Origin of the sequence: Leptospira congkakensis (assembly GCF_004770265.1) — a bacterium.
Taxonomy (GTDB): domain Bacteria; phylum Spirochaetota; class Leptospiria; order Leptospirales; family Leptospiraceae; genus Leptospira_A; species Leptospira_A congkakensis.
In genome coordinates this window covers 214,114-226,889 of the sequence record NZ_RQGQ01000004.1, presented here as the reverse complement: position 1 = coordinate 226,889, position 12,776 = coordinate 214,114, and the positions used below count along the sequence as shown (strand labels likewise).

13 protein-coding genes, 2 tRNA genes and 1 pseudogene are annotated in these 12,776 nt (G+C 39.8%); 3 read left to right on the top strand and 13 right to left on the bottom strand.

Annotation, left to right across the window (positions count from 1 at the left end; all coding sequences use genetic code 11):
- Positions 1 to 91: 91 nt before the first annotated feature.
- The 9 genes and pseudogenes from EHQ70_RS02080 to EHQ70_RS02040 form a co-directional block, all read right to left on the bottom strand.
- On the bottom strand, positions 92 to 1,330 hold the full coding sequence (locus tag EHQ70_RS02080; protein ID WP_135583294.1) for an EAL domain-containing protein: 1,239 nt from the start codon (positions 1,328 to 1,330) through the stop codon (positions 92 to 94).
- Between the two features lie 115 nt (positions 1,331 to 1,445).
- Positions 1,446 to 2,729 carry a sugar phosphate nucleotidyltransferase gene (locus tag EHQ70_RS02075; protein ID WP_135583293.1) on the bottom strand — a complete coding sequence of 428 codons (1,284 nt, stop codon included), beginning with the start codon at positions 2,727 to 2,729 and terminating at the stop codon, positions 1,446 to 1,448.
- A 54-nt stretch (positions 2,730 to 2,783) separates the two neighbouring features.
- Entirely contained in the window at positions 2,784 to 3,431 is a 648-nt protein-coding gene (gene purQ, locus EHQ70_RS02070; RefSeq protein WP_135583292.1) for a phosphoribosylformylglycinamidine synthase subunit PurQ, read from the bottom strand.
- A complete protein-coding gene (gene purS / locus EHQ70_RS02065; protein ID WP_135583291.1) occupies positions 3,428 to 3,676 on the bottom strand; it encodes a phosphoribosylformylglycinamidine synthase subunit PurS in 249 nt (82 codons plus the stop codon). Before purS ends, purQ begins: the two co-directional genes overlap by 4 nt.
- A complete protein-coding gene (locus tag EHQ70_RS02060) occupies positions 3,658 to 4,515 on the bottom strand; it encodes a phosphoribosylaminoimidazolesuccinocarboxamide synthase (RefSeq protein WP_135583290.1) in 858 nt (285 codons plus the stop codon). The genes purS and EHQ70_RS02060 overlap by 19 nt, the downstream gene beginning before the upstream one ends.
- Entirely contained in the window at positions 4,512 to 5,639 is a 1,128-nt protein-coding gene (locus EHQ70_RS02055; RefSeq protein ID WP_135583289.1) for a PP2C family protein-serine/threonine phosphatase, read from the bottom strand. Before EHQ70_RS02055 ends, EHQ70_RS02060 begins: the two co-directional genes overlap by 4 nt.
- Before the next feature lie 3 nt (positions 5,640 to 5,642).
- Positions 5,643 to 6,341, bottom strand: coding sequence for a cytochrome c biogenesis protein CcsA (gene ccsA, locus EHQ70_RS02050; RefSeq protein ID WP_135583288.1), 699 nt, complete (start codon positions 6,339 to 6,341; stop codon positions 5,643 to 5,645).
- Positions 6,342 to 6,392: 51 nt separating this feature from the next.
- Entirely contained in the window at positions 6,393 to 7,049 is a 657-nt protein-coding gene (locus EHQ70_RS02045) for a heme exporter protein CcmB (protein WP_135583287.1), read from the bottom strand.
- Positions 7,030 to 7,635, bottom strand: a pseudogene (locus tag EHQ70_RS02040) (ABC transporter ATP-binding protein); the annotation flags it as partial. The gene EHQ70_RS02045 and the pseudogene EHQ70_RS02040, both read right to left, overlap by 20 nt.
- Positions 7,636 to 7,658: 23 nt before the next feature.
- Here EHQ70_RS02040 and EHQ70_RS02035 point away from each other — a divergent pair.
- Positions 7,659 to 8,675 (top strand): tetratricopeptide repeat protein, encoded by a 1,017-nt coding sequence (locus EHQ70_RS02035; protein WP_135583285.1) that lies wholly within the window; start codon positions 7,659 to 7,661, stop codon positions 8,673 to 8,675.
- On the opposite strand, the gene EHQ70_RS02030 is transcribed toward EHQ70_RS02035, so the two are convergent.
- Positions 8,630 to 9,418 carry an ABC transporter ATP-binding protein gene (locus tag EHQ70_RS02030; protein ID WP_135583284.1) on the bottom strand — a complete coding sequence of 263 codons (789 nt, stop codon included), beginning with the start codon at positions 9,416 to 9,418 and terminating at the stop codon, positions 8,630 to 8,632. The genes EHQ70_RS02035 and EHQ70_RS02030 overlap by 46 nt on opposite strands.
- A 71-nt stretch (positions 9,419 to 9,489) precedes the next feature.
- Here EHQ70_RS02030 and EHQ70_RS02025 point away from each other — a divergent pair, with 71 nt between their 5' ends.
- Both EHQ70_RS02025 and EHQ70_RS02020 read left to right on the top strand, forming a co-directional pair.
- A complete protein-coding gene (locus tag EHQ70_RS02025; RefSeq protein WP_135583283.1) occupies positions 9,490 to 10,389 on the top strand; it encodes a hydroxymethylglutaryl-CoA lyase in 900 nt (299 codons plus the stop codon).
- Positions 10,379 to 11,275, top strand: a complete 897-nt coding sequence (locus EHQ70_RS02020; protein WP_135584293.1) for a TIGR02757 family protein — start codon at positions 10,379 to 10,381, stop codon at positions 11,273 to 11,275. The genes EHQ70_RS02025 and EHQ70_RS02020 overlap by 11 nt, the downstream gene beginning before the upstream one ends.
- On the opposite strand, the gene EHQ70_RS02015 is transcribed toward EHQ70_RS02020, so the two are convergent.
- The 3 genes from EHQ70_RS02015 to EHQ70_RS02005 all read right to left on the bottom strand — a co-directional run bounded on the left by EHQ70_RS02015 (position 11,235) and on the right by EHQ70_RS02005 (position 12,774).
- Positions 11,235 to 11,309 (bottom strand) — tRNA-Glu (locus tag EHQ70_RS02015). The genes EHQ70_RS02020 and EHQ70_RS02015 overlap by 41 nt on opposite strands.
- Before the next feature lie 39 nt (positions 11,310 to 11,348).
- Positions 11,349 to 11,421: transfer RNA gene (locus tag EHQ70_RS02010), tRNA-Lys, on the bottom strand.
- A gap of 78 nt (positions 11,422 to 11,499) precedes the next feature.
- Entirely contained in the window at positions 11,500 to 12,774 is a 1,275-nt protein-coding gene (locus EHQ70_RS02005; RefSeq protein WP_135583282.1) for an adenylosuccinate synthase, read from the bottom strand.
- Between the last annotated feature and the right edge of the window lie 2 nt (positions 12,775 to 12,776).

Below are 12,776 nucleotides of genomic sequence, written 5' to 3'. Positions count from 1 at the left end.
GGTATCCTGTATTGTATGTATTTAGAATGATTCTATAATTTAGACGAATCCCTTCTACCAGGAAAAAGCACCACTCAAAAAAAACAAGATTCTATTCCGACCAACCTACCTGGGCAATCAGGATCTTTCCATTCATAAGTGAAAAGGTAAAAATCACATATTGGTTTTGGTTGGAAATATCATATAAGGGATAGGTAACACCCCATTTTTTGCGAAACCGTTCCGACTCTTCTTTGTGTTTCAAAAAATAGGGTTTCCAAGCGTAGTTGTTCCCAATTTGGCGGGATCTTTCCAAATACCCACCATTGACCCGATCTAAATCGTAAGTAGGAGTGATTTGGTAACCTTCTCCGTCGCAAACAAAGACTTTTAGGATTTCTCTTGGCAAAGAACTTAAGATTTGTCCAAACCGGAAGGAGAAATCCTCTTCTTTGACATCAGAAAGCTCATAAAACAGATCTTGGAGTTGGTCAATGATCCGCTGCTCCCTGACTCCCTTCTCTCGTAGTTCTTTCGAACGAACGCTAGAAAAGTTTTCGAGGACAGACTTCATTTTATCAGAGAAAGTATTGCGGTTGAGAAAATGAGGGTTCGGAGTCGAAAAGTAGAAACCTTGCAAAAGATTAGCTCCCATAGAAAGGGCAAGATTCACCTCTTCTTCTGTTTCAATCCCTTCAAATAGAAGTTGGCTTCCGAGTTTTTGCGACATTTCGGAAATGGCACCCAGCACCTGCCGAAAAGAATTTTTGTTCAAACTCTCTCGCATGATACGGATATCGACTTTCATAATGTCGGGATGGAGATAACCAATTCTTTCCAAATTGGAAAATCCAGTTCCCAAATCATCGATAGCAATTTTCAGCCCATAGTCTCGGAAGATTTGAACAATTTGGATGAGGCGATCAATCGATCCATCAAATTCGTCCTCTGTGATTTCGATAACAACTTGGTTGCGATCGATCCCGTATTTTTCAATGAGTTGGATGATATGGAAATTTTCAGCAAAGAGATCGGTATGGTGAACCCTTGATAGGAAGTTCGGCATCATATTGAAAAAGAGTTTGGTCCGAAGGTTGCTCTCTTTTAAAGTCTGGACTGCCTTTTCCCTAAGGATGCGGTCAATATTATAAACGGGAACTGGATCCTGATCTCTATTGTGGAAAAGACCACCGAGAGACTCATAGGTGTTTTCCTTAGGATTGAATTGCCTACCTAGAACTTCGTAAGCTGAAATGGACCGATTGATGGCATTGACGATGGGTTGGAAGTGAGGGACAAAGTATGTCTCGTTCCAAAACTGGTTTCCTTCCGTTGATTCCGTTGTGAACATGGTTCCCTTTCGTCCACGTTAGAACCTTGCAGGAAACTGACAAGTCAAAATCCCCAAATTTAAGACAATCCGAAGGAATTTTGACTCATATTTTACATAAATATGTCAAATTATCTCAAATGGTATACCCATCTGGAACGGCAGTATGGCGCGGAACTACAATGATCCCTTCTCGGATTCGCACATATTCATCCTCATACTCTTGGAGGTTTTGTTCGTTTAACAAACGCACATTAGCTCCGATAGCGCAGTCTTTGTCGACAATTGTCCGTCGTATTTCACAGTTAGGCCCAATCCCGATCGGGATCTTTCCTGACTTCCGGTCAAAATACCCGTAATGGTCGAGGCCCATAATGATGGAGTCATAAATTTTCGTTCCCGAGGCAATGAGTTGGCGCACCCCAATGATGGAACGATGCACCTCACACTGGTTTAGGATGGTTCCTTCCGAAATCAGAGCTTGGTTGACCACTGCTTGGATGATCTTAGAGGGAGGAAGAGCCCTAGCCCTAGTATAGATCGGAGTTTTTTCAAGGTATAAATTGAACTTAGGGATATGATCGGTTAACATTAAGTTGGCTTCGTAAAAAGCTTTGATGGTTCCAATATCTTCCCAATAACCATCGTAAGTATAGGCCTTAACCTTTCTTTCGCGAATCGCCTTTGGTAAAATTTCTTTTCCAAAGTCTGCCATATTCCGATCTTCCAATACATCGATGAGAGTGGATGTGTTAAAAATATAAATCCCCATATTCGCAAGGAAGTTCCCATTTTTTGTACGACAAGATTCAACTTGGGTTATGTCTTGGGGTTTTTCAATGAATTCCTGGATGAACCCACCCACTCCCGCTTTTACAATTCCTAATCCATAAATTTGATCTTCTGGAATGGCATTGGTGGCCACAGAAATTTCTGTTTCAGGATCCATTAGATGGCTCTGCATAAAATCAGAAAGATCCATATTGTAAAGTTGATCACCGGATAGAATGAGAACATATTTTGGTTTTTGTTCTCGGATATAAGGGAGAACCTTTCTCACGGCGTCAGCTGTGCCTTCAAACCAATTGGCACTGGACACAGTTTGTTCAGCAGCAATGATTTCCACAAAACTCTTTTGGTGGATATTATTGGTAGCATAAGTCCTGTTGATATGTCGGTTGAGAGAGTATGAATTAAACTGAGTGAGGATAAAAATCTTTTCAAAACCACTGTTAAGTGAATTGGAAATGGGAATGTCGATGAGGCGGTACTTACCCCCGAAACTAACAGCTGGTTTGGATCTTTTTTCTGTAAGAGGTAATAAACGAGTTCCTTTCCCTCCACCTAAGATGATGGTCAAAACTTCATCTTTTTTGAGAATGAAGTCTACACAATCAATAGAGTCTTCTTGAAATCGCATACCTTCCCTTGTAATTCAATTAGACGAAAAAGCAAGAAAAGGTTAAAAAGATTTTTATTTTTTTAATAGAGCCTCTAAGATTTGTTTCCCATCCATTTTTCCTGTATAAGGATTTACTGCGCGTTCCGGATGGGGCATCATTCCTAGAACGTTTCCAGCTTCATTACAAATTCCTGCGATATCATTCAAAGATCCATTGGGATTTTGTTTGTAACGAAAGACCACTTGTCCGTTTTTTTCTAATCGTTCTAAAGTAGTAGCATCAGCAAAGTAAGCACCTTCTCCATGAGCAATCGGAATGGAAAGTGTTCCTTTGATTCCCTTTGCGATTTGGTTTTCGGAAACAGGAAGGAGATCCACATCTTTACAAATATACTTTAAAGTTCTGTTATGAAGTAAAGCACCAGGGAGGAGTCCCGACTCTGTCAAGATTTGAAATCCATTACAAACTCCTAATACCTTTCCACCTTTGTTTGCATAACTCACAACCGATTCCATAGCATTGGAAAACTTTGCCATAGCCCCACATCGTAAATAATCTCCAAAGGAAAATCCGCCTGGCAAAACCACAAGATCAGGACTATCGGAAAAGGATTCTTTGTACCAAGTGTAATCTACCTTGGCTCCAAATTCAGATTCGAGAACAGATCCCACATCCTTATCACAGTTGGATCCAGGAAAGGTAATCACTCGAACCTTCATACTTTCTCCACAACCAACCGGTAAGTTTCAATTACTTGGTTCACAAGCAAAGATTCACAAATTTCTTTTGCAGAAGATTCAGCATCCGATTGTGAACTGGCACTAATTTTCATTTCGATGTATTTTCCCACTCTTAGATCAGAGATAGAAGTTTTCCCTTGGTCATGAAGGGTGCGGAGAACGGTCTGGCCTTGTGGGTCAAGAACCGATTCTTTGAGGGTAACGTTTATTTTTGCGACAAACATAGCGTGATTTTATCTTCCAATTCCAAGTATTTTTTACGTAGTTCTAGGATCAAGGATTCGGGCAAAGCGGGAGCGGGAGGATTTTTGTCCCAATCCGTGGATTCCAGCCAATTCCTAAGGATTTGTTTATCAAAACTGGCAGGCGTTTTGCCAAGTTCATAGGTAGAGCCATCCCAATACCGAGAGGAATCCGGGGTCAAAATTTCATCAATTAAGATGGGTTTTCCGTCAATCAGTCCAAATTCAAATTTTGTATCACAAAGGAGGATTCCCTGTTTTGCCATAAGGTCGTGGGCTTTGTTGTACAATTGAAGGGAAAGATTCTTTAGCTTAGAATACAGTTCCTTTCCGACTTCCGCTTCCATTGTGGCTTCACTCACATTTTCATCATGACCGGAATCGTTTTTCCTGGCTGGTGTGAAGATGGGAGTTTCAAACTTGTAAGACTCAAGGATTCCTGGGGGATATTTTACATGAGCGATGGTTCCAACCGTTTTGTATTCCTTCCAAGCAGATCCGGTTAGGTATCCCCGAACGACACATTCAAAATCAATTCGTTTGGCTTTTTTGACTAGAACCGAACGCCCTCGAAGTGATTCTTCATTTTGAAATGGACTTGGAAATTGAGAAACATCGTCCGTGATCAAATGGTTTTGGATTTCAGGAAAAAAACGAAACCAAGCGGTGGAGATTCGAGTCAGGATTTTACCCTTATCCAAAACTGGTTCTTCAAACACGACATCAAAAGCAGAAATTCTATCGGTAGCGACGAGGAGAAGTGAATCTCCCAAATCATAAACATCTCTGACTTTGCCTTTATAATTAGGACTAGGAATCATAACTGTATACACACCATGGCCATATCATCATTTGGAGTGGAAGATCCACAAAATTCTAAAATTCTATTTTGAACTGCCTTTAAGATATCTGTTCCCGACTTTACCGACTCGTGGAAAATTTCCTTCATACCTTCTTCGGTAATGTATTCGGATTTGGAATTCATAGCTTCACTGGCACCATCCGTGTACATAAAAAACATAGATCCATTTTTGAGTTGAACCGTCTGCACTTCATCGTTAGCAGTGAAGTTAATCCCCATAATCATAGGACTCATTCCTTTCAGGAATTTTGTTTCTCCATCGATATAAACAATAGGAGCAGGGTGACCCCCATTGATATAAGAAAGTTTTAAATCGGAATCAAGGATCGCATAACAAAAAGTAATGGCATAATCTTCCGGAAGAACGAGCTCCATGTTTTTACGTAAATGTTCTACTCGTGCATGGAGACCCATAGAAGGAACTAAATTGAATAATTGCATTTTGAACATCGCGCCAATGAGGGCTGCACTCGGTCCATGCCCAGAACAATCCGCAATCACGATATGAAGTTTCTTTTCTTCGATCCAAGAATCGACAAAGTCCCCACCAATTTGTAAATAAGGATGGAATAAGGTTTGGGCTTTGATTCCATTCCAAATAAAACTTTTTTCAGGGATGAGTTGGTCTTGAACCCTTCTTGCAGTTTGTAATTCTTTTTCGTATTTACTTTTTTGAGTGTACAATTCGTCCTGTAAGTCTTTTAAACGAATCACAGAATGGATTTTAGCTACAAGTTCCCTTTTGTTAAAGGGTTTGTTGATAAAATCATCTCCACCATTTTTCATGGCTTCCTGAAATCCTACTTCTCTCTCAATCGATGTAATGAAAAGAATGGGAAGGAGTTTGAACTGGTCCATAGTTCGCAGTTCCCGACAAAACGAAAATCCATCTTGGACTGGCATATTCACATCTAACAAAAGTGTATCGATGGCAGTATTTAATAATACGAGCCTTGCTTCCTCCGCAGAGTATGCGGTATAGGTTTTGAATCCCTCTTGTTGCAAAAGGTATTTCAAAAGTTCCACATTTTCGGGAACGTCATCCACGATCAGGATGGTATGAATGGATTCTTCTTTTGCCATGGTTTAATCCAGTTCCGATTTCAATTTGGATCTGATATCTTGGATTTTTTCGCTGCGGTTGGAAACAAGAAAAAGGAAAAGAAATAGAAAGTGGAAGGCAATCACCCCGAGCCACATACTTTGTTTCATATCTGAATCCATTCCTCCCTTTCCAAGAACACTCCCCGGATGGTTACCTGGATTTTCAATCCAACGGATGGCACCCCAAGTGAGGATGGCGCTCACAGCACAAAGTACAGAAAGGTAAGCCGAAAGAATGGCTTTTTTGGATTTAGAAGGAACTAAATAACGAAAAATAAAATAACTAACAAGCGAAATACAAAGGATAAAAAAGGACTGCAACCTAGCATCCGTTTTGTCCCAAGGAACACCCCAAGCACTATAGGCCCAAATGGGACCGGAAAACAAAACACCAACGGCAAATAAAAAAGATAGTTGGTTCGCCGTGAAGGCAAGCCTGTCCCAAAGCATATTTCTTGAAAAAAGAAAAATCAAGGAGAATAAAAAGGACAGGATTGGGCCATATAACGCCACCCAGGCGACGGGAACGTGTAAATAAAAGATTCTGTGGCTTAAACCCTGTTCCAAAATGACATTCGGATACACTAACGAGAAGATAACGGCAAATACTAGTGAGATAGAAACAACGAGATAAAAACCGATATCGAAAACAGGGTGGAATATCCGAATCTTACGTTCCATTTTTTTCCAGATTTTCAAAGATAGAAAGAAATTCGAGGAGAAAACAAGGCCCTAATGCTCATTCCTTAGAATCTCAATCATCACCGAACCAAGAGTTGCGTAAAATAACATAAAAAAGAGAAGCAAACCCACCGAAGGTAGGTAAAACCCTGGTTCCAGCCAATACCGATTTTCAGCCTCCAATCCAAAAAGAAAAAGAGGGATGGAAAAGGGAAGTTGCAAAAGCGGAATGATGATTTCTTTCAGCCGGCTTTCAAAGGCAATGAGACCAAGAGAAACTCCGAGAAATACCAAACACCCACTCCCCAAATTGGCAAAAAGCCATTCTCCGAAGTAGCGATCGACACTCATGTTTTGAAAGAATACAGAAAGGATAAGGACAAGGGATGCATTCACTAAAATCGTACAGAACCAAATGGCAAGAGACTTGGCCAGATACAGAGAAATTGGACTTACAAAAGAAAGACTGGCTTCCCAACCCATGGACTCTCGTTCTTCCCAAAGACTTTGGCTGACGATCACAAAGTTCAGTAAAAAGATAATCGCCCATTTGATCCCACGAATGCTTCTTTCCGACAACATTTCGTTTACTTCAATGGAAGTATAAAAAATAAAAACAACAGAGACACTGAGAGTGAAAAGAGAAACGATCCCACCGAGCGACCGACCAATCAGATAAAATTCTTTTTTAAGTAAGGTGAGTAACAAAGACTCCTCCTTTCTCAATTTGTAATTGGGATGTACATTGTAGTTCTTTTGGCACAGAATGGAGAACGATTAGAATGAGTCTTGACTTCGATTCCAAATTCAAAAGTTCACTCAAAATTTTTGATGATTCGGCATCAAGGCCCGTATAGGGTTCATCAAATAATATCATTTCAGCGGAAGAAAGTAAAACACGAAGGATGGCCACCTTTTGTTTCATTCCACGTGAGAATGTATGAATGGGATCCCAAATTCTTTTTTGCAAACGAAAGGCTTCTAATAGAGTTTTTCTTTTTTGAAGATCTGGTTTCGTCCCATCTAACTTCGCAAAATAATCTAAATTTTCTTCTAAACTAAGTGAGGAGTAAAATCCTAACTCATGGCCTAGGTAACTCAGTTTTTTTTTGCCTTGGTTCCAATTCCATTTGGGAGAAGAGAGGGAATGGTGGTAAATCTCTTTTAACAGAGTCGACTTCCCTGCTCCATTTTCTCCGAGCACTGCCACAAGCCCTGTCTCAAAAAATGAAAGATTGATCTCTCTAAGTAAGACCTTTTCGCCGACACTTATAGTAAGCGCTTTTGTTTCCAAAAGGGTTTGGTTCATTCTACACCATGTTCTTTCGTAGCTTCAGTCTCGCACTTATGTTTTTTATCCCCAGTCTGATTTGGGGACAAAAATTGATTGGGAACAAGGAATACCCAGAAATCCTCTGGGGCAAAGATCAGGAGTTTGATACCTCCGATTTTCCAAACGGATCCTTTATCTACCAAAAAGATGATTTTATCTTGGCACGAGGAAAACTCTTCCAAGGGGAACCACCCAAATCCAACGGAAGTTTTACATACGGAACAGAAACCATCACCAATTCCGGAAAATGGAATAACGATACCATTGAAATTCTTTTGAACGGAAAACCAAATACCAGGAATGAAGTCATCAAACGTTTGGAAGCCGGTGTTAGGTTTGATCCGCAATTTTTTCCCTTCCGATACAACTTAGGACGACTATATTCTTTGGATATGAAATACGAAAAAGCTCTGGTTGAATTTGAATACGCCAAAGCAGAGATGCCCGAGTATTTTAAAACCTACTTACATATCGCAATTCTATCCGAGATCACAAGGCAAGTATATTATGCCATCATGAATTACAAATTGGCAGTGGAAAAAAATCCATATGATACAGAAGCTCTTATCCGTCTTGCGGATCATTATCTCGCGACAGGACTCAAAAACCGTGCCCTTCTCTATTTGAATAAAGCTCTGAAGATAGAAGAAGAAAGTCCAAATGTTAAATTAGGATTTGCAAGGCTTGAAATGGAAAAAGGAAATTTCCATATAGCTTATAAAATTTTCAATCGCACCACTCTCACCACAGCCGAAGGGAAACCAAAACCTTACGATAAAAAATTCCATTATTATTTTGCAGAAACTGCATCCAAAGTCACTGACTATGAAACGGCCGAAGAAGAATATACAAAGATGTTAAGTTTTACCAACGATCCTTTTTTTGCCACGGTTTCATCTAAAGTCATCGCAAGAAGGCGTGACATCGCGAAAAAATTTGCTGAGGCCAAACGAACTCAGTTGGATGATTCAGAAGAAGAAACAACTCCACCAAACGAGTGATTTCTGGCTGCTACCAAACTTTGCAACAGACCTGATTTAGGATGGGAAAGAATTTCTTTTGGTTTCCCTGCTTCCACAATTTCACCACCATCCAAAACATAAATCTCATCACACATATAAGATAAAAATCCTAAATCATGAGAAACAAAAAACATTCCCAAACGATCCGTTTGGTTGATTTGTTTGAGTTCTTCGGCAATTTTTTTTTGAACCAGTACATCGAGTGCAGTGACTGGTTCATCCAGAAGGAGATACTCTGGGTTTGTTAGCAAAGATCTAAGGATGGCAAAACGTTGCAATTGTCCGCCACTTAACTCTTGTTTGGTCTTTTTTAACAAATCTAACCCTAAACCAAACCTTTCACAAAAAGATTCGATCCTTAAAGTTTCTTTCTTTTTGATTTCATCATTTAGGAAATATCCATGTTTAATGCGAATTGGTTCGAGAAGTAAATCTTTCATGGAACCAAAAGGAGAAAAACTACCATGTGGATCCTGAAACACAGGTTGGAGATTTGGGTTTTGTTTTTTTGATAAGGGAGTACCTTTCCAATCGATAGAACCACTCCATTCATATCCCTCTGTGGGACTCAAAAGGCCCAGTGCCAACCGAAACAATGTCGATTTTCCTGAACCCGACTTTCCAATAAGACCCGTAATTTTATTTGTATCTGCCGTTAGATTGATTTGATTGAAAAGGATTCGTCCATTCACTTTGACAGTAATATTTTTAAGAGCAAACATAAGATTCACTCCATAAAATCATTGCGTTTCTTTTTTTCCAAGGGAGACTAAAGAGTAAGGAGATTTGGGAATTGGAACTAGTTAAAATCACAGAAGTAGGACCAAGAGATGGACTGCAAAACGAAAAAACCATTCTCTCCACTCAGGATAAATTTGAATTCATATCTCGTCTAGTAGAAACCGGCGTAAAACATATGGAACTCACTTCCTTTGTTAGGAAAGATCGAATTCCACAAATGGGAGATGCCAAAGAACTTGCAGCCCTTGTCCTTCCTAAGTTCCAAAACAAGGTCAGGTTTTCCTCACTCACACCAAATGCCAAAGGTTATGAAGGAGCAAAAGAAGCAGGTTTTCCAGAAGTTGCCGTTTTCACCGCTACTTCAGAAACCTTTACCAAAAAAAATATCAATATGACTATCGAAGAAAGTTTGGATTTTTTCAAACCCATCTTTACCCAAGCAAAAACTGATGGAATCAAAGTGCGAGGGTATATTTCAACAGTCATCGCTTGTCCTTACGAAGGGAAAATCAAACCGGAAAAAACATTAAATATCGCTGAACGTTTATTAGATGCCGGTGTATACGAAATTTCACTCGGAGAAACCATTGGTGTTGCAGTTCCTTCGGAAGTAGAATCTCTTTTGGAAGTCCTATTCAAAAAAATTCCCAAAACTTTACTTGCAGGTCACTTTCACGATACCTATGGGATGGCCATTGCCAACACCAAACAAGCGCTTGGTATGGGAATCCGTAGTTTTGATAGTTCTGCTGGAGGTCTTGGCGGCTGCCCTTATGCCAAAGGAGCGGCGGGTAATGTTGCAACCGAGGACTTAGTTTATTTTTTGCATAGGGAGGGATATGATACAGGAATCCAATTGGATTCTCTAGTTTCAGCCAGCCGATTTATGGAAGAGAAAATCGGAAGAAAACTAACCTCAAGAACTTACGTTGCCATGAAGAATGCCGATTGATTTAGACCTTCTGCATACTAAGTTAGAAGACCTAAGAAAGAAGTATCAAAATCTAAGTTATTTAGAAACAGATCCCATATGTTTTCCTAAACAGTACGAAGATCCACTCGATATTGAAGTGGTTTCCTTTATTTCTTGTTTGTATGCTTATGGAAATGTAAAAAGCATCCAAGGTTTTCTAAAACCAATCTTTTTTAATCTTGGATCATCCCCCTACCAAACCTTATTAGATCAGGATGCAAAGTTTCAGACCTTTCTCTCTGGCTTAAATGTTTATAGATTCCAAACGAAAAAAGACAACCAAATCTTCTTTCAAACATTAGCAAGGGTGATTGCTGAGAAGGAAAGAACATCCCCTCTCTTAGAATCAATTTTTCTAGATAAAAACGAAGCATTTGAAGAAACAAAGTCCATCCAAAGGTTTCAAAGTTTTTGGGAAGAGGAACTGAAAAAAACAAGTGGGAAAAAAACTCTCTCTTACGGATTACAATTTCTAATTGGAAAATCAACATCCAAGTCTCCCAAAAAACGTTTATCCCTTTTTTTACGTTGGATGGTGAGATCCATCTATCCCGACTTTGGAATTTATCAAAGAATCAAACCAAACCAAATTCCCTTTCCCTTGGACGTTCATATCCAAAAATTAATTCAAATTTTAGGAATTACAAATCGTAAAAGTTTTGGAGTGAAGGATGCGTATCTGATTAAAGAATTTTTTACTCAGATCAATCCCGCCGATCCTTTGTTATACGACTTCTATCTGACACGAGTAGGGATCATTGAGAAATGTAACGCAGAGTACAATAAGGGAGTTTGTGAAGTTTGTTATTTGAGAGAGGTTTGTTTGGTAGTGCCACGGGGAATTGAACCCCGATTGCAAGGATGAAAACCTTGTGTCCTAACCATTAGACGATGGCACCGTTTGAGAAGAACGCTTAAGAGTGATTGGAACTCTTATGTGAGTCGTCGGGGATTCGAACCCCGGACCCATTCCTTAAAAGGGAATTGCTCTACCAGCTGAGCTAACGACTCGTTCTGTAGCCAAGAATATCGAACCACCTTTCTCGGTCAACAACTACTTAAAAAAAAGATCCAGAGTTCCTTATTTTTTTAGTCCATGATGATCGTGTGTTCACGATCAGGTCCTGTCGAAACAATTCCAATCTTAGTATTCACTAGTTCCTGTAAGGACTTAATGTACGACTGGCAAAGTGCTGGTAACTTAGAGAAAGAATTGATTCCAGAAATATCATCCTTCCATCCTTTAAACTCAGCAAACAACGGTTTGACGTCTTCTAGTCCTTGGGATGGAAAAAAATCTAACTTCTTACCTTTGAGTTCATATCCGACTACTACAGGGATAGAATCATAATGACTGAGTACATCAATTTTAGTCAAAACAAGGGAATTGATCCCGTTGACTGTTACCGCATGTTTGATCATTTGGACATCAAACCAACCACAACGTCTTGGCCTTCCTGTGGTCGAACCATACTCACCGCCTAACTTACGCAAAACGTCTCCAGCTTCCCCCAAAATTTCCGAAGGAAATGGCCCTTCCCCCACTCGGGTTGCATAGGCCTTGGTAATCCCAATCACGTCTTGTAAGTATCGAAAACTGACTCCCGATCCGGCAAGTGCCCCACCTGTTGTAGGATTCGAACTGGTTACATATGGATAGGTACCAAAATCGATATCGAGTCCAGTCCCTTGTGCTCCTTCCAAAAGAACACGTTTTCCTTTTTGTAATTCGGAGTTTAGGTAGTACACTGTGTTCACAATGTTTTTTCCCATTTTGTCCGCGAAGTCCAAAAGAAAATCATACATTTCCGTAATGTTCACTGGTTCTAAATCATAGTATTTGACTAGTTCTTGGTTTTTGACTTCTAAAATGTGAGTGAGTTTTCGTTTGAGAAGTTCTTTGTCTAAAAGGTCACCAGCGCGGACTCCGTTACGAAGCATTTTGTCTGCATAACACATCCCAATCCCTTTTTTGGTAGTTCCAATCTTTCTTTCGGGAGAGGATCCAGCTTCTCTTGCTTCATCAATCAAACGATGGTAAGGAAGGAGGATATGACAAGAGTCACTGATAAGGACTTTTTCCTTCACTTTGAATCCATGAGATTCTAAATCAGCGCATTCCTTTAAAAAATACTCTGGATCCAAAACCACACCGTTTCCAATCACACAAGTGGTATTATCATAAATAATTCCAGAAGGAACCAAATGAAAAATATATTTTTTTCCACCCACCACGACTGTATGACCGGCGTTTGCTCCACCTTGGTACCGAACAATGATATCTGTATCTTTGGAAAGATAATCGATTACCTTTGCCTTTCCTTCATCACCCCATTGTGCTCCGACAACTAAATTTGCAGGCATAA

Coding starts and splice junctions, on each gene's coding strand:
- EHQ70_RS02080 (WP_135583294.1), bottom strand. CDS start 1,330: ATGTTCACAACGGAATCAACGGAAGGAAACCAGTTTTGGAACGAGACA.
- EHQ70_RS02075 (WP_135583293.1), bottom strand. CDS start 2,729: ATGCGATTTCAAGAAGACTCTATTGATTGTGTAGACTTCATTCTCAAA.
- purQ (WP_135583292.1), bottom strand. CDS start 3,431: ATGAAGGTTCGAGTGATTACCTTTCCTGGATCCAACTGTGATAAGGAT.
- purS (WP_135583291.1), bottom strand. CDS start 3,676: ATGTTTGTCGCAAAAATAAACGTTACCCTCAAAGAATCGGTTCTTGAC.
- EHQ70_RS02060 (WP_135583290.1), bottom strand. CDS start 4,515: ATGATTCCTAGTCCTAATTATAAAGGCAAAGTCAGAGATGTTTATGAT.
- EHQ70_RS02055 (WP_135583289.1), bottom strand. CDS start 5,639: ATGGCAAAAGAAGAATCCATTCATACCATCCTGATCGTGGATGACGTT.
- ccsA (WP_135583288.1), bottom strand. CDS start 6,341: ATGGAACGTAAGATTCGGATATTCCACCCTGTTTTCGATATCGGTTTT.
- EHQ70_RS02035 (WP_135583285.1), top strand. CDS start 7,659: ATGTTCTTTCGTAGCTTCAGTCTCGCACTTATGTTTTTTATCCCCAGT.
- EHQ70_RS02030 (WP_135583284.1), bottom strand. CDS start 9,418: ATGTTTGCTCTTAAAAATATTACTGTCAAAGTGAATGGACGAATCCTT.
- EHQ70_RS02020 (WP_135584293.1), top strand. CDS start 10,379: ATGCCGATTGATTTAGACCTTCTGCATACTAAGTTAGAAGACCTAAGA.
- EHQ70_RS02005 (WP_135583282.1), bottom strand. CDS start 12,774: ATGCCTGCAAATTTAGTTGTCGGAGCACAATGGGGTGATGAAGGAAAG.